This window comes from Achromobacter colocynthidis (assembly GCF_057334535.1).
Genome location: NZ_JBHFIZ010000036.1, coordinates 123874 through 146162, shown reverse-complemented (window position 1 = coordinate 146162; position 22289 = coordinate 123874). Strand labels below are relative to the sequence as shown.

At 66.5% G+C, this 22289-nt stretch carries 17 protein-coding genes; 5 read left to right on the top strand and 12 right to left on the bottom strand.

The annotated features are described in order from the left end of the window. The 4 genes from ACE04A_RS19480 to ACE04A_RS19465 all read right to left on the bottom strand — a co-directional run bounded on the left by ACE04A_RS19480 (nt 1) and on the right by ACE04A_RS19465 (nt 4899). Complete coding sequence (locus tag ACE04A_RS19480; protein ID WP_485810321.1) at nt 1-1263, bottom strand: ABC transporter substrate-binding protein; 1263 nt, start codon at nt 1261-1263, stop codon at nt 1-3. Between the two features lie 153 nt (nt 1264-1416). Next, nucleotides 1417-2160: a GntR family transcriptional regulator gene (locus ACE04A_RS19475; protein ID WP_046804777.1), complete on the bottom strand. Its 744-nt coding sequence runs from the start codon at nt 2158-2160 to the stop codon at nt 1417-1419. 3 nt (nt 2161-2163) lie between these two features. Continuing rightward, the gene (locus ACE04A_RS19470; protein ID WP_485820416.1) at nt 2164-3855 is read right to left on the bottom strand and encodes an AMP-binding protein; all 1692 of its coding nucleotides are present in this window, start codon (nt 3853-3855) and stop codon (nt 2164-2166) included. A 3-nt stretch (nt 3856-3858) separates the two neighbouring features. Continuing rightward, nucleotides 3859-4899 (bottom strand): cyclase family protein, encoded by a 1041-nt coding sequence (locus ACE04A_RS19465; RefSeq protein ID WP_448717173.1) that lies wholly within the window; start codon nt 4897-4899, stop codon nt 3859-3861. 119 nt (nt 4900-5018) lie between these two features. Between ACE04A_RS19465 and ACE04A_RS19460 the strand changes: the two genes are divergently transcribed. Together ACE04A_RS19460 and ACE04A_RS19455 are read left to right on the top strand one after the other, a co-directional pair. After that, nucleotides 5019-6014 carry a Bug family tripartite tricarboxylate transporter substrate binding protein gene (locus ACE04A_RS19460; RefSeq protein ID WP_485820415.1) on the top strand — a complete coding sequence of 332 codons (996 nt, stop codon included), beginning with the start codon at nt 5019-5021 and terminating at the stop codon, nt 6012-6014. Further along, on the top strand, nt 6011-6733 hold the full coding sequence (locus ACE04A_RS19455) for an SDR family NAD(P)-dependent oxidoreductase (protein ID WP_448717170.1): 723 nt from the start codon (nt 6011-6013) through the stop codon (nt 6731-6733). The genes ACE04A_RS19460 and ACE04A_RS19455 overlap by 4 nt, the downstream gene beginning before the upstream one ends. Before the next feature lie 30 nt (nt 6734-6763). On the opposite strand, the gene ACE04A_RS19450 is transcribed toward ACE04A_RS19455, so the two are convergent. Next, entirely contained in the window at nt 6764-7210 is a 447-nt protein-coding gene (locus ACE04A_RS19450; RefSeq protein WP_279994513.1) for a hypothetical protein, read from the bottom strand. Beyond that, complete coding sequence (locus ACE04A_RS19445; RefSeq protein WP_448717192.1) at nt 7207-8094, bottom strand: GlxA family transcriptional regulator; 888 nt, start codon at nt 8092-8094, stop codon at nt 7207-7209. The genes ACE04A_RS19450 and ACE04A_RS19445 overlap by 4 nt, the downstream gene beginning before the upstream one ends. A 90-nt stretch (nt 8095-8184) precedes the next feature. Here ACE04A_RS19445 and ACE04A_RS19440 point away from each other — a divergent pair, with 90 nt between their 5' ends. After that, nucleotides 8185-8859, top strand: a complete 675-nt coding sequence (locus tag ACE04A_RS19440; RefSeq protein ID WP_485820414.1) for a DJ-1/PfpI family protein — start codon at nt 8185-8187, stop codon at nt 8857-8859. A 70-nt stretch (nt 8860-8929) separates the two neighbouring features. Here the strand turns inward: ACE04A_RS19440 and ACE04A_RS19435 are convergent, their stop codons facing one another. Beyond that, a complete protein-coding gene (locus ACE04A_RS19435) occupies nt 8930-10852 on the bottom strand; it encodes an ABC transporter ATP-binding protein (RefSeq protein WP_448717167.1) in 1923 nt (640 codons plus the stop codon). Between the two features lie 352 nt (nt 10853-11204). Beyond that, nucleotides 11205-12137, bottom strand: coding sequence for a LysR family transcriptional regulator (locus ACE04A_RS19430; RefSeq protein WP_259248942.1), 933 nt, complete (start codon nt 12135-12137; stop codon nt 11205-11207). A 155-nt stretch (nt 12138-12292) separates the two neighbouring features. Between ACE04A_RS19430 and ACE04A_RS19425 the strand changes: the two genes are divergently transcribed. Next, entirely contained in the window at nt 12293-14884 is a 2592-nt protein-coding gene (locus ACE04A_RS19425; protein ID WP_448717165.1) for a penicillin G acylase, read from the top strand. Here ACE04A_RS19425 and cydC read toward each other — a convergent pair. Then, nucleotides 14856-18506, bottom strand: a complete 3651-nt coding sequence (gene cydC / locus ACE04A_RS19420) for a thiol reductant ABC exporter subunit CydC (protein WP_485820413.1) — start codon at nt 18504-18506, stop codon at nt 14856-14858. The genes ACE04A_RS19425 and cydC overlap by 29 nt on opposite strands. A gap of 94 nt (nt 18507-18600) precedes the next feature. Here cydC and ACE04A_RS19415 point away from each other — a divergent pair, with 94 nt between their 5' ends. Beyond that, nucleotides 18601-19572 carry a LysR substrate-binding domain-containing protein gene (locus tag ACE04A_RS19415; protein WP_448717162.1) on the top strand — a complete coding sequence of 324 codons (972 nt, stop codon included), beginning with the start codon at nt 18601-18603 and terminating at the stop codon, nt 19570-19572. Nucleotides 19573-19590: 18 nt separating this feature from the next. Here the strand turns inward: ACE04A_RS19415 and ACE04A_RS19410 are convergent, their stop codons facing one another. From ACE04A_RS19410 to ACE04A_RS19400, 3 genes are read right to left on the bottom strand one after another with little or no spacing between them, the layout of a single operon-like run. Further along, the gene (locus ACE04A_RS19410; RefSeq protein ID WP_167401008.1) at nt 19591-20379 is read right to left on the bottom strand and encodes an ABC transporter ATP-binding protein; all 789 of its coding nucleotides are present in this window, start codon (nt 20377-20379) and stop codon (nt 19591-19593) included. After that, complete coding sequence (locus ACE04A_RS19405) at nt 20367-21137, bottom strand: ABC transporter permease (RefSeq protein WP_448717160.1); 771 nt, start codon at nt 21135-21137, stop codon at nt 20367-20369. Before ACE04A_RS19405 ends, ACE04A_RS19410 begins: the two co-directional genes overlap by 13 nt. A gap of 18 nt (nt 21138-21155) precedes the next feature. Next, nucleotides 21156-22154 (bottom strand): aliphatic sulfonate ABC transporter substrate-binding protein, encoded by a 999-nt coding sequence (locus ACE04A_RS19400; RefSeq protein WP_259248930.1) that lies wholly within the window; start codon nt 22152-22154, stop codon nt 21156-21158. Between the last annotated feature and the right edge of the window lie 135 nt (nt 22155-22289).

Here is a 22289-nt window from a genome sequence, read left to right as displayed (position 1 = left end):
TTACTTCTTCACCAGCGGGCAGGTGGATTTGGACAAGGGCATGAATGCCTGGTCGCCCGGCAGGGTGGCGACGAGCTTGTAGTAGTCCCACGGCCGCTTGGATTCCGACGGCTGCTTGACCTCGAACAGGTACATGTCGTGCACCATGCGGCCGTCTTCGCGGATGCGGCCGTTGGTGGCGAAGAAGTCGTTGATGGGCATGGACTTCATCTGCTTCATCACGGCTTCGGGCGCATCGGTGCCGGCCGCCTGCACCGCTTTCAAGTAGTGCATGACCGATGAATAGGTGCCCGCCTGGCTCATGTTGGGCATTTTCTTCAGCTTGTCGTAGTAGCGCTGCGACCAGGCGCGCGTCTGGTCATTCATGTCCCAGTAGAACGCTTCGGTCAGCGTCAGCCCGGCCGCGGCGTCCAGGCCAATGGCGTGGATGTCATTGATATACAAGAGCAAGCCGGCCATCTTCTGGCCACCCTTGGTCAGGCCGAATTCGCTGGCCGCCTTGATGGCGTTGACCGTGTCGCCGCCCGCGTTGGCCAGGCCCACCACCTGCGCCTTGCTGGCCTGGGCTTGCAGCAGGTAGGACGCGAAGTCGCTGGAACCTAGCGGATGGCGCGAGGCGCCCAGCACGGTGCCGCCGTTGGCCTTGACCACGTCGGTGGCGGACGCTTGCAGCGTGTGGCCGAACGCGTAATCGGCCGTCAGGAAGTACCAGCTCTTGCCGCCTTTCTCGACGGTGGCGCGCGCCGTGGTGTTGGCCAGCGACCAGGTGTCGTAGGTGTAGTGCACGGAATAGGGCGAGCACAGATCATTGGTGATGCGTTCGGTGCCGGGGCCGCTGAACACCACGATCTTCTTCTTTTCGCGGGCCACTTCCAGCACGGCCAGCGCGGGCGCGGAACCGGCCACGTCCATGATGGCGTCCACCTTCTGCGTGTCGTACCACTCGCGTGCCTTGGCGGCGGCGATATCGGCCTTGTTCTGGTGGTCCACCACCATCATGTCGATCTTCTTTCCCAGCACCGTGCCGCCGAAATCGGCGATGGCCATCTCGGCCGCGGTGGCGCTGCCCTTGCCGGTCACGTCGGCGTAGACGCCGCTCATGTCCAGGATCAGGCCCAGCCGGACGACGTCGTCAGAGATGGCGGCGGGCTGCTGCGCCCAGGCGGGGGTGGCCGCTGCCGCCAACAGGGCGGACGCGGCGAATAGACGGGTAATCGTGCTGCGGCAATGCATGGAAATCCGGGGCGTGTTGGCGTAAGCCATGGTTTGTCTCCTCTTGTGCCGGATCATGTGAAGTCTGCCGGCGCTTTGATGGCGCTCTGGTTTGGGGGCTGGCCGCGAAAGTGGCGTGGGTGGTGGGATGAGCTCCTTGGGCGATGGGGTTGATTGCGGCGATGGTGGCGGGGCGTTGCCGGCTCAGCGTTGCGCCAGCAGGTCGAATTCCATCCGCACTTTACGAAACGGAAACTCCAGCCGCGCGAAATACACCACGCGGCCGTCGATGCAGGCATAGCGGCGCAGCTCGGCCACGGGCGACGACACGGGAATCTGCAAGGACTCGGCCGATTCCTGGCCGGCTTCGATCACGTTCAGCACCTGGCGCGCTTCGGTGATGCGGGTACCGTAGAACTGGTCCAGCACGGGCGCCACCGTGCTTTTCTGGATGCGGGTGCGATGCTTGCGAAACAGCCCGCTTTCCAGGAACACTTCGCTGTAGCAGAAGGGGCCGGCGTCCGTGGTGTGCACGCGCCGCAGGTACTGGAACAAGCCGCCACGGTCCGCTTCGCAAGGCATGCCCAGCGTGTCGGGCAGCGGGGAATCGGCGCTGGATTCCACCAAGGACACCGTGCCCAGCTGATTGCTCAGCTCCACGGTTTCAGCCCAGGTCTTGGGGATCAGCAGGGTAGGGGTTTCGGGCAGCTCCGCGTTCACGAACGTGCCCGACCCTCGCGAACGCCGGATCAGCCCGTCCTGCTCCAACAAACCGAACGCCTGGCGTATGGTGGCCCGCGAGATGCCATAGGTTTCCATCAGCGACTCAAGCGGCGGGATCTGTTGCCCCGGCCGCCACGTGCGGTTCTGGATATGGCTGCGGAACAGCGCCGCCGCTTGCAGGTAAAGCGGCTGGGGGCTGCGCGAAAAAAGCTTGCGGGCGGGCATGGGTCAGGGCGTGGGCGGTAAGGAAGGATCCGAGAGCATAGCCTCAGCCATGTCGCGCAGCCGGTGTTTCTGGATCTTGACCGAATTGGCGCTTTCCACCGACGGAAAGGCGTCCAGCACGGTGAAGCCCACCGGCGCCTTGAAGCCGGCCATGGCGGCCTTGCACGCGGCGGTCCAGCCGGCGGGGTCGGCCTGGGCGCCCCCGTGCAGCAGCACAAAGGCGTAGGGCACGATTTTGCCGTCGCGGGAGGCGCCCACCACCTGGCAGGCGCGTACGCCGGGCAGGGTTTCAACCACCTGTTCAATTTCCACGGGGTTCACCAGAAAGCCCGACAGGCGCAGGGAATCGCCCATGCGGGTCTGGAACACAAACTGCCGCTCGGTCAGCGTATAGCCCAGGTCGCCCGTCTTGAAATAGCCGTCATCGGTGACGGCGTTGCGGGTGGCCTCGGGGTTGTCCAGATAGCCTTGCATCAGGCTGGGCGACAGGATTTCAATTTCGCCTGACTGGCCGTGCCGCAGCACCTGGCCGGTTTCCGGGTCGCGGGCGCGTACCCGTGCCTCGGGGTAGATCAGCGTGCCGCCGGGTTGGTGGCGGGCCGCCACGTCGCCTTCCGCCGGATCACGGGGCTGGCCCGCCACCAGCGCAATCAATTCACTGGAGCCGTACAAGCCGGTCAGCGGCACACCGGCTTCGCGCGCCAGATCCAGCATGTTGTCCAACGCCGGCGTGAAGCTGGCGAAGCCGAACAGCCGCGCCGAGGCGAAGGCGCTGGCGGGCGCGGCCTGCATCATGCCAACCAGCGCCTCGTTGTTGGCATAGGTGTGCGTGACTTTGTAGCGTGCGATGGCGCCGGCCGATTCGGCGGCGTTGAACACCGGCGCGCAGACCACGGGCACGCCTTGCGCCAGACCGCCCGCCAACGTTGCAAAGCCGAACGCGCCGCAGAACGGCGCGCTGGCCAGCACGCAGCTGTGGTCGTCATAGCCAAACGCTTGCGCCACCGTGGCGCCGTGCCGCAGCAGGGTTTGCTGGTCATGCAGCACGAATTTGGGTTTGGACGTGGTGCCCGACGTGGTGAAACACAGCATCCCGGCGTTGCCTTGCGCGGCCGGGGGCGGTTGCTGGCTTGCCATCAGGTCGGCGTAGCGATGGGTGGGTTTGCCCGGGATGAATGCGGGGGGCGGTGCGGCGGGGACAGTCGAAGTGGCGTCGGTTGTAGGGGCGACGTTCGGGGTGGCATTGTTCGGGGTGACGTCATTCGGATCCGGCTCGGCAACGGCGATCGCGCCTTGCAGGCGCGTCAGTTCCGACGCCGGGACGGCGGCCAGGATGCCCGCGAAGTCGATGCCCTTGAAGCCCGGCCAGAACACCAGCCAGTCGGCCTGGCCACGCCCCAGGATGTCGGCCACCTCCAGGGCGCGAAAGCGCGTGTTGACGGCCAGTACCAGCGCGCCCAGATGCGCGCAGGCCAGGAAAGATTCCACCCAGGCGGCGCAGTTGGGCAGCCAGACCGCCACGCGGTGGCCGGGGCGCACGCCGATGCGCGCCAGTCCCGAGGCCAGGGCGCGGCTTTGGTTGCGCAGTTGTGCGGCGCTGATGGGCTGGTCTTGATCGATCAACAGGGTCGCTTCGGGGCGGCGGGCCGCCAGTGCATCCAGATGTTCGGCGAAGGTCGAGTACGGCAAGGTCATGGCTCACACCGTGGCGATGGGCGTCACGGGCGAACCCACCGCGCCGGGCATGCGCAAGGGCGGGGCGGTCAGCAGGAAGCGGTTGCGTCCGTTGGCATGCAACCAGTCGGCCAGGTCCTTCAAGTACCACAGCTCGGCCAGCGGCACGCCCAGTTTGAAGAGGCAATGGTGGTGCAGCGGCAAGATCGAATGGCCGGGGCCGGAGGTGCGTGCCGGGTAGGATTCCACCGCGTAGTTGTCGGCGCAGATGGCGGCCACGCCGCTGGCGGAGATCCAGTCCAGCAGTGCGCTGTCGGCGCCGTCCAGCACCGCGCCGGTCTGCTCCAGTGCGTGCGGGTCAGGCTGCCCGTTCATTTCGACCACGCGCTCGGCAAAGCCCGTGCGCAACACCAGCATGTCGCCGGTTTCCACCACCACGTTCTGTTCGCGCATGGCGGCCTGCAATTGTTCATGCCCCACCAGCGTGCGGCCGGGGCCGAAGGCGCGCGCAAGGTCCACCAGCACGCCGCGCCCCTGCATGCCTTTTTCGGCATAGCGGCTAACGCTGAGCTTGCGCGCAAACGAGCCCCCGGGCGGGCAGCAGGCATCCGGCGCCGTGTCGGGGTCGGCGCCGCCAAACACGTCCACCCCGGCGGCATAACCGTTGTAGTACACGCGGCGGGCCTCGCCGTCGCCCTGGATGTCGAACAGCGCGCCCACGTGGCACAGGCCGTCCCACTGCGTGGAATATTGCATTGACAGCGTCACCTGGTCGTCGGACAGCACGTCGACGGCCTCGGGCTGCACTTGCGACATCGCAAAGTTCAGGTAGGGCGTGCCCTCGCGGAAGGTGGGCTTGAGGGTGGGGGCGTGGCGGCGGGGGTTGAGCACGTTGCCGCCCGGCAGGTCCAGCGGCAGCGACAGGCAGAACACCTTGCCCGCCTGCACTTCACGCACGGCCTGCAACACTTTTTCCTCGGTCAGCAGGTTCAGTCGGCCCAGTTCATCGTCCGGGCCGAAGTCGCCCCAGGTGGATCCTTCGGGGCGTTGCGTCCAGCGTTTCATTGCTTGTCTCCTATCCGATTTCTGTGTTTTTATAACTATAGTACGTATTTACGTACTTTGAGCAGTTGTCGATTTCAAGAAGAAATCCGCATGCAGCGGATTCAACAGGAGACAAGTTCATGAACTCATCCGTACCTCCGCGCGCTGGGCGGCGCAGGCTGGCGCTGGCCGCCCTGGCCCTGCTGGCGTTTCCCGTGGCGCATGCCGCGGGCTATCCCGATCATCCCGTCACGGTGGTGGTGCCTTACCCGCCGGGCGGTGGCGCCGACATGTTCGGCCGCGCCATTGCTAATGCGCTGCAACCCGGGCTGAAGCAGACGGTGCTGGTTGAAAACAAGCCCGGCGCGGGCGGCAATATCGGCATGGCTTACGTGGCCCGCGCCAAGGCCGACGGCTACACGCTGGGACTGGGCACGATCGGCACGCAGACCATCAACCAGTTCCTGTACAGCAATATGGCGTTCGACCCCGAAAAAGACCTGGTGCCGATCGCGCTGGTGTCCACCACGCCGAACGTCATCGCCGTCAGCGCCAAGTCGCCCTACAAGACGGTGGCCGACGTCATCAAGGCCGCCAAGCAATCGCCCGACAAGAAGCTGACCTACGCCTCGCCGGGCGTGGGCTCGTCGGTGCACCTGACCGGCGCGTACTTCGAGGCGATGGCGGGGGTGACGATGCTGCACGTGCCGTTCAAGGGCACATCGGCATCGCTGCCCGCCGTGGCGGGCGGGCAGGTGGACCTGCTGTTCGACAACCTGCCCGGCTCGCTGGCGCAGATCAAGGACGGCGGCCTGGTGCGCGGCGTGGCCGTTACCTCGGCGCAGCGCGACCCGTCCGTGCCCAACCTGCCTACCGTTGCCGAATCCGGCCTGCCCGGGTTTGACGTGACGGCCTGGTTCGCGCTGTACGCGCCGCGCGGCACGCCCGCGCCGGTGGTCAAGCAATTGATCGACGCTGCCCGCAGCGGCCTGCAAGACGCCGCCCTGGCCAAGAATTTCTCCACGATGGGCGCCAAGCCCGGCACGCTGTTCGGCGACGACCTGGCCGCCTTCGAACGCGCGGAGCGCAAGAAGTGGGGCGGGCTTATCAAAGACCAAGGGATTACCGCGCAATGAACACGCCCATCGCACTTGTCACCGGCGGCAGCCGGGGCATCGGCCGCGCCATCGTGGCCCGCCTGATTCAGGACGGCTATCAGGTGGTGAATTTCAGCCGTCGGCCGCCCGATGCCTTGCTGTCGGGCGAGACGTTTCGCTCGGTTGACCTGGGCGATGCGGCGGCCACCCGCGAGGCCGCGCGCGAACTGGCGGCCGAGCGGCGCGTGCTGCATCTGGTGAACAACGCCGGCATGATCCAGGTGGCCAACATCGAAGACGTGACCGAGGCCGAATTACAGCGCACGCTGGCCTTGAACCTGACCGCGCCAGTCCTGCTGTTGCAGGCGCTGCTGCCCGCCATGCGCGAGGCGCAGTACGGGCGCGTCGTCAATATCGGCAGCCGCGCCGCGCTGGGCAAGGGCGGGCGCACGGTCTACGGCGCGTCCAAGGCCGGGCTGGCCGGCATGACGCGCACCTGGGCGCTGGAATTGGCGGCCGACGGCATCACCGTCAACACCGTGGCGCCGGGGCCGATCGCCACCGAACTGTTCAATCAGTCCAATCCGCCCGGTCAGCCCAAGACCCTGGCGCTGGAAGCGTCCATTCCCGTGCGCCGGGTGGGGCAGCCGGAAGAAGTGGCGCACAGCGTCGCCATGTTCCTGGACAAGCAGGCGGGCTTCATCACCGGGCAACTGCTGTATGTGTGCGGGGGTATGTCGGTGGGCCTGGCGGGGTAGCGCGTTGCCAGCGGCGTGGGGGGAGGCCGCTTATTGCGGCTTCCATTCGCGCCCGTCCTTGGACCGGAAGCGGCCGCCGGTGGCGCAGCATCCGCCCGCGCCCATCGCCATTTCGCCGATGATGGCCTCCACCGTCTGGCCTTCGCGGCTTAAGGATTGGCGCTGGCAGTCCATGAACGACGGATAGAACTCGGGCTCCAGCACCTTCGTCCAGCGGCGGGCGCCGGCTGACGTGGATTCGGGATCGGGCTCGTTCAGGAAGACCTCGCACTCGTGGACGATCAAGTGCACCTGCTGGCCGTTCAACTCGCCCTTGAATTCCCGGTGGGGCGCCAGATCCTTGAACAAGCGTTGTTCCAGGGTCAGCTTGGGCGGGTCGTCGGGGTTGTCACAGCCCGCCAGCAGCGGCAGGGCCAGCAAGGCAAAGGCGGCGAGGGCGCGGCGCGCGGACTTGCGGTGGACAGCGGGTGTTGTCATGGAGTGGACCTGTTGTGCGTGGGGCCCACATGTTGCTGGACCGATTTTTTCGACATCTTACCGGTGGCCTGCAGCGCGCTGGCGCGCTCCTGGCGCAGCCGCCGCAGCACTTCGGTGGGCGCCACACCGAAGTGCGCGGCGAACTTACGTTGGAAGGTACGGCGCGACATCTGGCAGGCATCGGCCATGTCGTCCACCGACCAGCGTGCCGACAGCTTCGCCTCGATTCTTTCGACCAGATCCCGGAACGGCGCGGCCACGCGATCTTGCAGGCGCAGCGTCTGGCTGTACTGACGCTGGTCGCCATCGCGGCGCATGAAGACGACCAGCCGGCGCGCCACCTGTTGCGACAGCGCCGCGCCCACGTCACGTTCGATCAGCGCCAAGGCCAGGTCGATGCCCGCCGTCACGCCCGCCGACGTCCAGTACTTGCCGCTTTCAATGAAGATGCGGTCGTCTTGCACGCGCAGGGCGGGGTACCTCTGCCGCAGCCGGTCGGCCGAACGCCAATGCGTGGTGACGGCGCGGCCATCCAGCAGGCCGGCCGCGGCCAGCACGAAGGCGCCGGTACACACGCTGCACGTGCGCGGCGCGCCGGCGTCGCGACGCCGCAACCAGGCCATCGTTTCGGCATGGGCGCTGGCGTGGTCCGCGCCGGGGCCGCCTGGCACCAGCAGCATGTCGATGGGCGCGTCGCCGTCTTGTTCGAAGGTGCCGTCCACCTGCATGCGCAGGCCCTGTTCCCAGGTGCTGACGACCGGCGTCGCGGCAATCGTGCTCAACTGGTATAGCGCTTCTCCCGCCTCTTCGTTGGCGGAACTGAAGGCCTGCCAGGGGCCCGCCAGATCCAGCGGCTGGAACCCGTCGTACAGCATGAACACCACGCGCCGTGGCGCGGTTTGGCCGCATTCTGGCGCACGGGCGGGGGCGCGTCCGCCTATGCTGGGCGCTGGCGTTTCTGAGGGAGCATCGTCATGCATGTGAATTTTCTCTTGTTCGAAGGGCTGACCCAGTTGGACATGACCGGGCCCTACGAGGTCTTGGCGAACGCGCCGGGCTTCACCGTGGATTTTGTCGCAAAAACGCGCGATCCGGTACGGTGCGATCGCGGCCTGCAATTCGTGCCCACGCAAACCCTGGCGTCCGCGCCGCCCTGCGACCTGCTGGTGGTGCCTGGCGGGCCGGGCACGGATGATGCCATCGTCGATGCGGATTGGGTGGCGTTCACGCGCACGCAGGGACTGGCCGCGCAAACCATCTTCGGCATTTGCACGGGGTCGCTGCTGTTGGGCGCGGCGGGCTTGCTGCGCGGCAAGCGCGCGTCCAGCCACTGGCGCGCGCGCGAACTGCTGTCGCGCTTTGGCGCGATTCCCAGCGATGAACGCCTGTGTGTCGACGGCAATATCTACACGGCCGGCGGCGTGACGTCCGGCATCGACATGGGCTTGAAAGTGGTGGCGGCGCTGTGTGGCGAAGACGTAGCCAAGCTGATTCAGTTGCAGATCGAATACGACCCCAAGCCGCCGTTTCCGGGCGGCACGCCGGCCACGTCCGAGCCGGCCGTGGTGGAGCGCTACCTGGCCTTGTCAGAAGCGCGCTTCGCGCGGCGGTGGGGGGCGGTGGACCGCGCCGCCGCCGCCATGCCCTAGGCTATCGGGCTGCCTGACTTGGGCCGCGCGACTGAGGCCTTGCTACTTGGGCCATGCTACTTGGACCGCGCTACTTGCCGAAGGCGTAGGTGCCTTCATCCACGTCCGTGTCCAAGCTCGGATCCACGCTGGGGTCCATATTCGGGTCCTTGACCTTCGGGGGCGTGGCGCCGTCTTGCAGCATTTCGGCGGCCGTCAGGCCCTTGGTCAGTTCCAGGGCCTGGCGTTCGAACAGGCGCCGATACAGGCCGCCCTGCAAACGGATCAACTGGTCATGGCTGCCTTCTTCGATGATGCGGCCACGGTCCATCACCAGCAGACGGTCCAGGGCGCGCACGGTCGACAGCCGGTGCGCCACCACCAGCGTGGTGCGGCCCACCATCAGGCGGTCCATGGCCTGCTGGATCAGCACTTCGCTTTCGCTGTCCAGGCTGGAGGTGGCCTCGTCCAGGATCAGAATGGGCGAGTCCGCCAGGAACGCACGCGCGATCGCCACGCGCTGGCGTTCGCCGCCCGACAGCTTGATGCCGCGTTCGCCCACCAGCGTGTCGTAGCCCTTGGGCAGCGTCATGATGAAGTCATGCGCGCTGGCCAGCCGGGCCGCCTGCTCAATCTCGGCCTGCGTCGCGCCCGGCCGGGCATAGGCGATGTTCTCGGCCAGCGTGCGGTGGAACAGCACCGGGTCCTGCTGCACGATCGCGATCTGGCTGCGCAACGACGCCTGCTTCACCTGGGCGATGTCCTGCCCGTCGATGGTGATGCGGCCGCCGTTCACGTCGTACAGGCGCTGGATCAGCTTGATGAACGTGGTCTTGCCCGAGCCCGAATGGCCCACCAGTCCGACGCGCTCTCCGGGCGCGATGCGCGCGGAGAAGTTCTGGTACAGCGCCGTGTTGTGCGCGCCATAGCGGAAGGTCACGTCTTCAAAGCGGATTTCACCTTCGCGAATGTGGATGGCGGATGCGCCCGGACGGTCGGCCACGCCCAGCGGCTGGCGTCCCATCGCCACCAGTTCTTCCATGTCGTTGACCGAGCGTTGCAGGTTGCGGATATGCATGCCCACGTCGCGCAGATAGCCTTGCAGCATGAAGAACATCGTCAAGGTGAAGGTGATGTCGCCCACGGTGGCCTCGTTGCGCGACCACAGCAGCAAGGACGCGCCCAGGATGGCGGCCTGCATCGCCACCAGCATCGCGCCCTGGATGCCGCCGTTCAGTGTGCCGCGTACCCAGGTGCGGCGCGTGCGATGGCGCCACTTGTTCACCACGCGATCCAGCCGCGCCTCTTCACGCGCTTCCGCGCCGAAGGCCTTGACCACCGCGTTGCAACTGACGGCGTCGGCCAGCGCTCCGCCCATGCGCGTGTCCCAGGCGTTGCCCAAGCGCGCGGCCGGGGCCACATAACCCAGCGACAGCGCGGCGGTGACGGCGATATACACCACCGAACCCAGGCCCACCACCAAGCCCATCAAGGGCCAGTGCGCGCCCAGCAGGGCGGTGGCGCCCACCAGCATCACCACGGACGGCAACAGCGCGATCAGCAGCGTGTCGTTCAGGATGTCCACGGCCCACATGCCGCGCGTGATCTTGCGCACGGTGGAACCCGCGAAGCTGTTGGCATGCCAGTCGGTGGAAAAGCGCTGCACGCGGTAGAAGGCGTTGGACACGATCCCGTTCATCATCTTCAAGGTAAACGTGATGATGTTCTGGAACACCGCCTGGCGCAGCAGCGTGCCGCCCACGCCCAGCGCCACCAGCAGCCAGAAGGCCGTGATGGCCGCGTCCCAGGCCAGCGCGTCGCCGCTCGAACCGGACGCCACGGCGTCAACCAGGCGGCCGGCATACATCGGCGTCAGAATATCGGCCACGGCCGAGAGCAAGGCCAGCAGCACGATGACCAGGGTGCGCCAGGGCTGCAAGACCCAATGCTTGAAGGTAAAGCCCAGGACGTCCTTGAAGGCCTGTCCTCGAAAGTCGATTTTTTTTCTAGCCATAACAATGGCCTGGCGGCACAAGACACGCCAGGATGTCCTTGTGAGGAAAGAGGGATAACAAGCCGGATGCCCAAGGCATCGGCAACTGCGTTTACGGGTGTTGAGCGGGCGCGGTGGACCAGTCGCTAGGTAACGGTCTAGCGATGGATCCGCGCGGGCGACGACTTAATGGCGTCGCGGGGATACGCGCGGGACGGCGGTGAGCATGGGGTAAAACATCATGCGGCCTCCCTGGCGGTAAGTGAAGTGGATGAAAAAGGAATGGGCAAAGGCCCGAATTGCTGATTCTATAGAGATGATGTAAGGGAATCAACGGGGCGCTTTGTGTGGGTATTGCCGCTGTGGGTTTTTTTCAACGGCCGGGGCCGCGGGGCTTGAACGCGGCGAACCCCGCCCAACATTGCTGCGTGAATTCGTACAGCGCATCTTGCGCCGCCAGGGGCGTGCGCCCGGCCAGGCGCGCCAGCACGTAATGGCCCTGGCGCTGGCGGTCAGGCGGCAGCGGCACTTCCACGAGTCGCCCCGCCTCTTGTTCGCGCCGCGTCACGCAGATCACGCCCAGCAGCAGCGTGTCGGTATGCAGCGCCAGGTCGGCCAGCGCATCCAGGTTTTCGCAACGCAGCGTCACCATCTGTTCGGGCGCGCCGCCTGGCCCCAAGGTTTCGGCAAGCCGTAGCGATACCTCCGGGCTCAGCGTGCTGGAGGCCACCGGATATTGCCGCACCTGTTCGATGCCCACGCGCTTGTGCGCCAGGATGGGGTGCCCCTTGCGGCAGACCATGCCCGCGCGCAGCGGCGCCAGCGGGCGGGTGTCGATATCGGCGGCGTCGTACAGCATGCGCGCATCGCACACCATGGCGTCGATGCGTTCGGCGCGCAGCATGTCGAGCAGCGCCGCCGTGCTGCCCAGTTCGACGCCCACGCGCACCTGGGGCCGGTGGGCGGCCATGTGCGCCAGAAAGGGCGACAGCAGCAACGAGGCCGGGGCGGGGCTCAGGCCGATGGTCAGCGAGCCCGCATCGCCGCCGTGCAACGCCTTCAGTTCGCGTTGCAGCTCGGCTTCTTCGAAGCGCATGCGGCGCGCGCGCTCGGCCACGCAAGCGCCGTAGGGCGTCAGGCGGACCCGGCGCGTGCCGCGATCCAGCAGCGGCAGGCCCAGCTCGGTTTCCAGCGCCTGAATGCTGCGGCTAAGCGCGGGTTGGGACAGGTTCACCTTTTCCGCCGCCAGCGAAAAAGTGCCGTGTTCGACCACCGCCAGCAGGTGTTTGAGTTTCTGAAAGTCCATGAGCTTTACGCATCGAATCCATGACATAAATGCATTGGCATTATAAGTAGCGGCTTCTTATCATGGTCCCCGGACGGCGCCCGCAGAGGCGCCGCATCCCGCGCTGAAGGTCGCTCGCAAGCATGGCGCGGTTTATCAATTTGGAGACAGAGTCAATGAAGCAGCATTTGTTGTCGGCCGCCATCCTGGCAGCCTGCGCCGGCGTGGGCGCAGCCCCCGCGCACGCGCAATCCCAGCCCCAATCCCAACCGTCCCTGACCGCCGACGCCCAGCGCCCCGCCGCCGGGCAGGTCACCATCCGCCGCGACGGCTACGGCATGCCCCACGTCTACGCCAACACGGTGTACGGCATCTTCTACGGTTACGGCTACGCGGTGGCGCAAGACCGTCTGTTTCAGATGGAGATGGCGCGTCGCAGCACGCAAGGCCAGGTGGCCGAAGTGTTGGGCGAAAAAATGGTGGCCTTCGACAAATCGATACGCGGCAATTTTTCGCCCGAACGCATCCAGCGCCAACTGGCCGCGCTGCCCGCGTCCGAACGCCAGATTCTGGACGGCTACGCGGCCGGCATGAATGCATGGATTGCGCGGGTGCGCGCCGAACCCGGCACGCTGATGCCCAAGGAATTCAACGACCTGCAATTCCAGCCGTCCGACTGGACGCCCTATGACGTGGCGATGGTGTTCGTGGGCACCATGGCCAACCGGTTTTCGGACGCCAATAGCGAAATCGACAACCTGGCGCTGCTGACCGCGCTACGCGACAAGCACGGCGAGGCGCGCGCCATGCAGATCTTCAACCAATTGCGCTGGATGACCGACAGCCGCGCGCCGACCACGGTGCCGGAAGAAGAGGGGGTTTATCAGCCCGCCACCTATCAACCCGCCACCGCGCGCGCGCCCGCCAAGCTGTCCTACGCCTTGCCGCGCTACGACGGCACGCCGCCCATGCTGGAGCGCGTGGCGCGCGACCCGCAAACGCGCGGCGTGCTGCAAGACGCGCCCGCCGACGCGCCTGCCCGCCTGCTGGCGCAGTTTGCGCAAAGCGGCCAGCCCGGCATCGCCGGCTTTCCCACCACCAGCAATATGTGGATCGTGGGCCGCGAGCACGCCAAGGACGCGCGTTCCATCTTGTTGAACGGCCCGCAGTTCGGCTGGTGGAACCCCGCCTACACCTACGGCATCGGCCTGCACGGCGCGGGCTACGACGTGGTGGGCAACACCCCGTTCGCCTATCCCAGCATTCTGTTTGGCCACAACGCGCACGTCACCTGGGGCTCCACGGCAGGCTTTGGCGACGACGTGGACATCTACGCCGAAAAGCTCGACCCCGCCGACCGCACCCGCTATTTCCACAATGGCGAATGGAAGACGATGGAAAAGCGCACCGAGCTTATCCAGGTCAAGGACGGCAAGCCGGTATTGATGGACGTGTACCGCACGGTGCATGGCATCGTGACCAAGTTCGACGACAAGCAGCATGTGGCCTACGCCAAGGCGCGCGCGTGGGAAGGCTTTGAGTTGCAATCGCTGATGGCCTGGACGCACAAGACGCAGTCGCGCAATTGGGACCAGTGGAAGCAGCAGGCCGCGCGCCACGCGCTGACCATCAACTGGTACTACGCCGACGACCGGGGCAACATCGGCTATGCGCACACCGGCTTTTATCCCAAGCGCAAACCCGGCCATGACCCGCGCCTGCCCGTGCCCGGCACCGGTGAAATGGACTGGGACGGCATGCTGCCGTTCGCCACCAACCCGCAGGTCTACAACCCGCGCCAAGGCTACATCGCCAACTGGAACAACCAGCCCATGCGCGGCTATCCGTCCACCGACCTGTTCGCCATCGTGTGGGGCCAGGCCGACCGCTACGCCGAAATCGAAACGCGCATGAAGGCCATGACGGCCGATGGCGGCAAGGTCAGCGCGCAGCAAATGTGGGACTTGATCCGCACCACCAGCTACGCCGACGTCAACCGCCGCCACTTCCTGCCGTTCCTGCAACGCGCCGTGGCGGGCTTGCCAGCTGATGACGCACGCGCGCGGCTGGTGGCCGACTTGTCCACCTGGGACGGCATGGGCACCAGCGACAAACAGCCCGGCTACTACGACAACGCCGGGTCCGCCGTGATGGACGCCTGGCTGCGCGCCATGCTGCGCAGCACGCTGGCCGACGAGATGCCCGCCGACTTCTTCAAGTGGTACAGCGCCACGGGCTATCCCACCCCCGCCACGCCGGCCACCGGTTCGCTCAACCTGACCGTGGGCGTGAAGGTCTTGTTCAACGCCTTGGCCGGCCCCGACGCCGGCGTGCCCCAGCCCTACGACTTCTTCAACGGCAAGCGCCCGGAAGCGGTCAGCCTGGCCGCGCTGGACGAGGCCCTGGCCGCCTTGCAAAAAGCGTATGGCCAGGACCCGGCCGCGTGGCGCATCCCCGCGCCGCCGATGGTGTTTGCGCCGAAGAACTTCCTGGGCGTGCCGCAGGCGGACGACAAGGCGGTGCTGAGTTTTTCGGCCACCCAAAACCGGGGCACCGAAAACAACATGACGGTGTTCGACGGCAAGGGCGTGCGCGCGGTGGACGTGGTGGCGCCGGGGCAGAGCGGTTTCGTGGCGCCGGACGGCACGCCGTCCGTCCACACCCGCGACCAGTTCGACTTGTACAACCACTTTGGCAGCAAGCGCGTCTGGTTCACGGATGCGGAAGTGCGCGCCAACGCTAAGTCGGTTGAGACGTTGCGCTACTGACCGTGTAGCCGCCCTGGTGGCTGGCCAGGCGCGCATAGGCCCCTTGCTTGCGCAGCAATTGGTCATGCGTGCCGGCCTCGGCCAGCGTGCCGCGATCCAGCACCAGGATCAGGTCCGCGTTGCGGATGGTGGACAGCCGGTGCGCAATCACCAGGGTGGTGCGGTGCTGCATCAGCGCGTCCAGCGCGGTCCGCACCTGCATCTCGGACAATGTGTCCAGGTGTGAAGTCGCCTCGTCCAGGATCAGCACCGGCGCGTTCTTCAGGAAGGCCCGCGCAATCGAGATGCGCTGGCGCTGCCCGCCCGACAACTGCATGCCGCGTTCGCCCACCTTGGTGGCCAGCCCGTCGGGTAGTTGCTGTACGAATGCCGTCAGCGCCGCCTGGTCCAGCGCGCGCGCCAGTTCGTCGGGCGTGGCCTCGGGGCGCGCCAGCCGGATGTTGCCCTCCAGCGTGTCGTTGAACAGGTAGGTGTCTTGGGTGACCAGGGCCACACGCTCGCGCAATCCGTCCAATTGCAGTTGGCGCACATCCAGGCCGTCCAGCTTGACCGCGCCCTGGCGCGGGTCCCAGAAACGCAGCAACAGGCTGGCCACGGTGCTTTTGCCGGCGCCCGAGGCGCCCACGATGGCCACGGTTGCGCCGGCTGGCGCCTTGAAACTCAAGTCCTTCAGCGTGTCTTCCTGTTTGCCGGGGTAGGCGAAGCTGACGTGCTCAAACGCTAACGACAAGCCATGCGTGGCCACCGGCGGCGCCAGCGGGCCGTCGGTGACGGGTTCGGGCTCGTTGCTGACCACGTGCAGGCGGCGCGTGGCGGCGATGGTGTCGGCCAATTGGCGGCTGACCTGTGAAATCTCGGACACCGGCAGAAAGGTCGCCATCGCAATCAAGACCAGCAAGGGCAGCATGCTGGCCGACAGCGCGCCCGCGGATACCTGCAAGGCGCCCACGACCGCCACGGCCAACCCGCCCAAGCCCATGGCTACTTCAAACCAGGCCGTTTGCTTGGAGAGATCGCGCAGGATGTCCAGCCGGCGGATGCGGTATTGATCAGCCACTTTCAGGAACTGGCCCCGGCGGCGGTCGGTGGCCTGGAAGGCGGTCAGGTCGGCCAGGCCCTGGATGGTGTCGGTGGTGTGCGCGCTCATTTCGCCCAGCGCCTGCCGCGCCTTGTCGCCCAGCGTATCGATATGGCGGCGGCCGCGCACGGGCGACACCAGCGCATAGGCCAGGAAGGGCAGCAGCGCCAAGGCCACGGGCCAGCTATACACGCCCAGGAAGCCCAGCACCGACAGCGGCACCAGCACCGACACGATGGCCGGGGCGATGGTGTGCGCGTAGAAGTACTCGACCATCTCGATGTCTTGCGTGGCCAGCGCAACCAGGTCGCCCGAGCGGCGCTGCAACAGGTAGGCGGGCGCCAGCCGCTCCAGCTTGTCGAACAGCTTCACCCGCATGTCGGCCAGCAACTGATAGGCCATCGCGTGCGCCAGCCAGGATTCCAGCCAATGGAACAAGGCGGCCAGCGGCGCGCAGACCAAGAGGCCGACGATCAGGCCGGAGATCTCGCGGCCATCGCGGATGGCGGCCACGATCAGTGCGCTGAACACGCCCACGCCGATGAAGGCGGCCACTCGCGCGACGCCCAGCAGGATGGTGGCGGTCAGCGTGCCGCGCCACGGCTTGACCACGGACAGCAAGGTGCCCAGCGTGGCGCGCCAACCCACTTGGTCGGCATCGGCATCCAACGGGCGCAGGGCGGGGCCTTGCGTGCCGCCGTCGTCGTCTGCATCGTCGGGCTTGGCGGCATCCAGCACCGGAGCCGACGCCAAGGTGGCCACACCGGCCGACGGGTTCCGGTGCGCCTCGGCCTGCTCGTGCATCAAGCGGTAGTACAGCCCGCGCGCCTGCATCAGTTGCTCATGCGGCCCGGCTTCCACCACGCGGCCCTGATCCAGCACCAGGCTGCGGTCGGCACCGATGACGCTGGCCAGCCGGTGCGCCAGGATCAACGTGGTGCGGCCGGCCATCAGGCGGTCCAGCGCCTGCTGGATCAACGCTTCGTTTTCGGTGTCCACCGATGACAGTGCTTCGTCCAGGATCAGGATGGGCGCATCGCGCAGCAGCGCCCGCGCGATGGCCACGCGCTGGCGTTGCCCGCCCGACAATTGCAGGCCGCGTTCCCCGATGCGGGTGGCGTACCCGTCGGGCAGCGCCATGATGAAGTCGTCGATATTCGCGGCACGGGCGGCGGCGCGCACCTGCTCGTGCGTGGCGTCCGGCCGGCCCAGGCGCAGGTTGTCATCGATGGTGCCGTGAAACAGCGTGATGTCCTGGCTGACCAGCGCAATTTGCGACAGCAGCGTCTGCGTGTCCAGCGTGTTCACATCGTGCCCGCCCACGCGGATGACGCCCGCCTGCGGCACGCATTCGCGCAGCAGCAGCCGCACGATGGTGGACTTGCCCGCGCCGCTGGGGCCGACCACGCCGACCCGTTCGCCCGCCGCGATGCGGAACGCCAGGCCTTGATGCGCGCGGCGCTCGGGTGTGTAGGAAAACGCCACGTTGTCGAATTCGATCGTGGGCGACAGGTGGGTGGGTGCGAGTGGGTTGGGCGCTGGATGGGCGGCCGTGTTGCGCGTGCCCAAGGCCCTGCTGGGCACGGGCGTCAGCGGCTGCGCGTCCATCAAGGCATGGATGCTGACGGCGGCCGACTGGCCCAGCATGCCGCGGTGCAAGACCGAACGCAGGTCGCGCAGCGGCCGGAAGATCTCGGTGCCGGCCATCAGCACGATCAGCAGCGCTTCCACGCTCATGTCGCCCGCGGCTACGCGCCAGGCGCCCAGCGTCAAGGCCAACGCCGCGCCCAGGGCCACGCCCAGGTCGCTGATGCCGCGCGTCAACAGGCTGACCGACAGCACCCAGAACGTGTTGTCCGACAGGCTGCGGGCGCGCGCCGCCAGGCGCCGGCCCCCGGCCTTGCCCTGGCCGTAGGACTTCAGCGTGGGCAGGCCTTGCACCGCGTCCAGGAAGTCTTCGCCGAAGGCATTCAGCGCCTGCGTGCGCGCCTGGCTGGCGCGGCGGTCCAGCATGTGCACCGCCATCGGGCCGAACAGCGCGAACAGCGCCGCCACCAGAAACACCAGCGCGGTGGGCACGTCCCAGAACGCGATCACGGCAAAGATGGCGAAGGGCGCGGCCGCCGCAATGGCGACCTGCGGCAGGTACTGGCCGAAGAAGGTTTGCAACTGCTCCACGCCGTCCACCACGGTCAGCATGACGCCGCCCGTGCGCTGGTTGGCGAACCAGGCCGGCCCCAGGGCGACGATGCGGTCGTACAGCTTGCCGCGCAAGGTCTGCTGGATTTGCGCCGACGTGTGGTTGGCCTGCACGGTGCGCCAGTGGTCGAACAGCGCGCGCAGCAGCACCATGGCGCCCACGCACAGGGCGGGCACGATCCAGTCTTGCCACGGCGCGCCGTCGAACACGCGGGCCAGCAACTGGCCCAGGAACACATAACGGGCAATGCCCGCCGCCAGCGCCAAGAGGCCCAGGAAAATGCCGCCCGCCATGCCGGCGCGCAATCCCGCCGTCAAGCGCCACAACCGAGAGTCGAAATACATATCAATGCTCCATGCAGAGCCTGCATGGTCGCTGATCCGACGCCGTTGCGATAGCGAGTCTTTTTCAATCTTGGGTTGAGATAAACTCAACCCCATGTCTGATCTGCCCAACCAGAATCCATCCGCCGATCTGCCCACGCATACGCCGCCTTTGGCCGCGCTGCGTGCGTTCGAGGCCGTTGCCCGCCTGGGCAGCCTGAGCCGCGCAGCGGGCGAGCTGCATGTCACCAAGAGCGCGGTCAGCCATCAGCTACGCGCGCTGGAGACCGATCTGGGCGTGCAATTGCTGCGCCGGGGCGGCACGGTGCGCCGCGCCGAAACCACCGAAGCGGGCGCCAAATTGCTGGCTTCGGTACAACAGGCCTTGACCCTTCTGGAGTCCGCTTGCCGCGACGTCCGCGCCAGCGCGCGGGGCCGCCGCCGCTACACGCTGAACGTGTCGGCCAACCCCTCGCTGGCCGCGTTGTGGCTGGCGCCGCGCATCGGACGCTTCATCGAACTGCATCCCGACATCGGCGTGCAGGTCTACTTGCACGCCAGCCAGGACCCCGCCTGGAAAAGCCAGGACATTGACCTGGCCTTCCTGCACGTGCGAGCCCGGGGGCCGCATCTGGCCGAGCCGGGCGACATTGCACTGATGACGGAAACCGTGGTGCCCGTGTGCAGCCCCGCGCTGATCGCGGAGGCCGAACGCGGCGACCCCCGCGTGTTCCTGCGGCACCGCTGGCTGGAGGAAAAACATATCGACAGCCCCGAAACCGATTGGCGCACCTGGGGCCCGCGCTTGGGGCTGGCCGAATCGGATTGGCAAGAGCCCATGGTCTTGAGCGGCCTGAGCACCGTGGTGGCGGCCGCCGCCGCGGGCGTGGGCATCGCGCTGGGGCGCGCGCCGCTGATCGATGAAGACCTTGCCAGCGGCCGCCTGGTGCCGTTGATGCCGCAACTGCGCATGCCGGGCTCGTGGGGTTATGTGATGCGCATCCACGCCAACCGGCCGATGGATGCGTCGCTGCCCGCGCTGGTGGAATTCCTGGCCGAAGAAGGCCGCAGCCAGGGGGCCTGGTAGCGGCCAGACCAGACCCGCCTAGTCGGTCGTCAGCTCCATGCTGCGCGTGACTTCTTCCTGCACCCGTTCCCAGATCGACCGCTTCAATTCCACAAAGCGTGGTGACAACTGCACGTCGGCACTGCGCGGATGCGGTAGGTCATTGTGGATGTCTTGCACGATGCGCCCGGGCTTGGAGCCCATTACGGCCATGCGGGTGGACAGCGTCAGCGCCTCGTCGATCGAATGCGTGATGAACACAATCGTCTTGCCGCTTTGTTCGTAGATGGACAGCAGCTGATCTTGCAGCACCTGACGCGTCATGGCATCCAGCGCGGCGAAGGGCTCGTCGAACAGCATCACGTCCGGGTCGTTGGCCAGCACGCGCGCAATTGACACGCGCTGCTTCATGCCGCCCGACAGCGCATGCGGATACTTGTCCGCCGCCTGTTTCAAACCCACCATCTCGATGAACTTGCGGGCAATCGGGGCACGTTCCTGTTTGGACATGCCGCGCATTTTCAAGCCGAATTCCACGTTCTCTTGCACCGTGCGCCACGGAAACAGCGCGTACTGCTGAAACACCATGCCGCAGGCGGCGGTCACGTCGGTGACCGTCTTGCCATTGATGGCGACGGTGCCCGTGTTGGGCTGGATGAAGCCGGCCATCAGGTTCAGCAAGGTGGACTTGCCACAGCCGGACGCGCCCAGCAGCACCAGGAATTCACCCCGCTTGACCTCCAGGTTGACCTTGTCCAGCACGGTCACGTCGCCATAGGCCTTGGACACGTCGGTCAGCTGGATCATCGTTTCGTTCATCGTTGCCATGCCAGCACCCACCGTTCAAGAAGCCGCAAACACAGATCGGTCACCAGCACGGTGAAACTGATCAGCACCATGCCGAGCACCACGGTGTCGGTCTGGAAGAATTCCTTGCCGTTCATGATCATGAAGCCCAGGCCTTCCCGCGAAGCGACCAGTTCCGCCGAGATCACGCAGGTCCAGGACAGGCCCAGAATGATCTTCATGCCCGACAGAATCTGCGGCAGGCAGCCGGGAAACAGCACCTCACGCATCACCTGCCAGCGGTTGGCGCCCAGGTTGCGCGCCGCGCGCACCAGCACCGGGTCAATGCTGCGCGAGGCTTCCATCACATACAGCAGCGCGGGCACGAACGAGCCCATGAAGACGATGCTGTACTTCTGCGTTTCGGTAATGCCGAACCACAAGAGCGACAGCGGAATCCAGCTCATCGACGGCAGCGGCCGCAGGAACGAGATGATGGGGTCGAAGACGGCGCGCGCCACCTTCGAGGTGCCCAGCAAGATGCCCAGCGGTATGGCCACGAAAACGGCCGCCAGAAAGCCCACCATCACGCGGCGCGTGGACGCCAGCACGTTGTAGAACAGCGTGCCCTGGTCCGACATGGACAAGGCCCGCGCAAGCACCTGGGACGGCGCGGGCAAAAAGATGGGGTCGACCGCGCCGGCACGGCACAGGCCTTCCCACAGCAACAGAAAGCCAAGAAGCGAAAACACGCTGACCCAGATCAGCCGTGTTTCCTTTGAAGACAAGCGCGCGGACATGGCGAGTGGGTTCCGCGTTTACAGGTACGAGGCCTGGACCCAGTCCTTGACCTGGGGCGCCTTGTCGATCTGCTTGAGCGACACCAGCATCTGGGCCAACTGCTGCATGCCGGTGACGAAGTTGCCCGGGTCCACCATCAAGGCCTTCTGGTCGGCGGCGGAATACCACTGCGTTTGCTTGATGACGGCCAGTTGCTCGGGGCGCGACAAGCCGGTCAGCTCCAACAGCACGCCGGCGGCCTCATCGGGCTGCTCGGTCAGCATGGCGTTGGCCTGGAACACCGCGTGCAGGAATTTCTTCACCGCTTCCGGGTTCTCGCGCCCCAGCTTGGCGTGCGTCAGCAGCACGTCCGGGCCGGGAGTGATGGCGTATTGCTTGTAGAGCGAGAACGCGGTGTCGTCCAGCAGCACGTGCGTGCCGGGCACGGCCTTGATGCGGTCGAACGCGGGCGTCCAGGCCACTGCCGCGTCAATCTGCTTGCCCTGGTAGGCGGACAGCAGGTTGGTGGCCGGCAGGTTGATGATGGACACGTCGCGCTCGGCGTCCAGACCGGCCTGGCGCAGCACATCAAGCAGCAGCACGTGCGCGCTGGAGGCGTAGGTGACGCCGATCTTCTTGCCCTTCAGGTCCGCCACCGACTTCACGTCTTCGCGCACCAGCACGCCTTCGGCGCGGCCGAAGTTGTTGGGCGTGGCGATCACCTGAAACTGGCGCGCGCCGGCCGCCATCAAGGCCAGCGACGACACCACGCCGGTGCCGGCCAGGTCGATGTTGCCGGCCATCACGGCGCTCATGCGGTCGGACGACGTGGCGAAGCTTTGCCACTTGATGTCCAGGCCTTGCTTGGCGAACAGGCCCGTTTTCATGGCGATGTAGGCCGAATAGTGGCCCAGCCACGCCGAGCCGCCATACGTATAAGACGCATTGGCGGCGCGGCCGATCATCGGAAAGCCCAGGGCGCTTGCGCCCGCCAGGGCAGCGGTGCGCACCAGCATGGCGCGGCGATTCATGTTCATATTTTTCCCCTACGTGGATGTAGATTGACGGATAGATTCCATGTCGCCGGCACTCTATGGTGCGGCAGACGAGACTTTCACCCGGCCGCCGCGCCAAGCCATGAATATAAGGAGCGGCGATGGTCAAAATTCGCC

Bases quoted from the DNA above. Each gene is read 5' to 3' on its own strand.
- ACE04A_RS19470 (WP_485820416.1), bottom strand. From the start codon at position 3,855: ATGACCTTGCCGTACTCGACCTTCGCCGAACATCTGGATGCACTGGCG.
- ACE04A_RS19480 (WP_485810321.1), bottom strand. From the start codon at position 1,263: ATGGCTTACGCCAACACGCCCCGGATTTCCATGCATTGCCGCAGCACG.
- ACE04A_RS19440 (WP_485820414.1), top strand. From the start codon at position 8,185: ATGCATGTGAATTTTCTCTTGTTCGAAGGGCTGACCCAGTTGGACATG.
- ACE04A_RS19410 (WP_167401008.1), bottom strand. From the start codon at position 20,379: ATGGCAACGATGAACGAAACGATGATCCAGCTGACCGACGTGTCCAAG.
- ACE04A_RS19435 (WP_448717167.1), bottom strand. From the start codon at position 10,852: ATGGCTAGAAAAAAAATCGACTTTCGAGGACAGGCCTTCAAGGACGTC.
- ACE04A_RS19415 (WP_448717162.1), top strand. From the start codon at position 18,601: ATGTCTGATCTGCCCAACCAGAATCCATCCGCCGATCTGCCCACGCAT.
- ACE04A_RS19465 (WP_448717173.1), bottom strand. From the start codon at position 4,899: ATGAAACGCTGGACGCAACGCCCCGAAGGATCCACCTGGGGCGACTTC.
- ACE04A_RS19425 (WP_448717165.1), top strand. From the start codon at position 12,293: ATGAAGCAGCATTTGTTGTCGGCCGCCATCCTGGCAGCCTGCGCCGGC.
- ACE04A_RS19450 (WP_279994513.1), bottom strand. From the start codon at position 7,210: ATGACAACACCCGCTGTCCACCGCAAGTCCGCGCGCCGCGCCCTCGCC.
- ACE04A_RS19460 (WP_485820415.1), top strand. From the start codon at position 5,019: ATGAACTCATCCGTACCTCCGCGCGCTGGGCGGCGCAGGCTGGCGCTG.
- cydC (WP_485820413.1), bottom strand. From the start codon at position 18,506: ATGTATTTCGACTCTCGGTTGTGGCGCTTGACGGCGGGATTGCGCGCC.
- ACE04A_RS19455 (WP_448717170.1), top strand. From the start codon at position 6,011: ATGAACACGCCCATCGCACTTGTCACCGGCGGCAGCCGGGGCATCGGC.
- ACE04A_RS19400 (WP_259248930.1), bottom strand. From the start codon at position 22,154: ATGAACATGAATCGCCGCGCCATGCTGGTGCGCACCGCTGCCCTGGCG.
- ACE04A_RS19430 (WP_259248942.1), bottom strand. From the start codon at position 12,137: ATGGACTTTCAGAAACTCAAACACCTGCTGGCGGTGGTCGAACACGGC.
- ACE04A_RS19475 (WP_046804777.1), bottom strand. From the start codon at position 2,160: ATGCCCGCCCGCAAGCTTTTTTCGCGCAGCCCCCAGCCGCTTTACCTG.
- ACE04A_RS19405 (WP_448717160.1), bottom strand. From the start codon at position 21,137: ATGTCCGCGCGCTTGTCTTCAAAGGAAACACGGCTGATCTGGGTCAGC.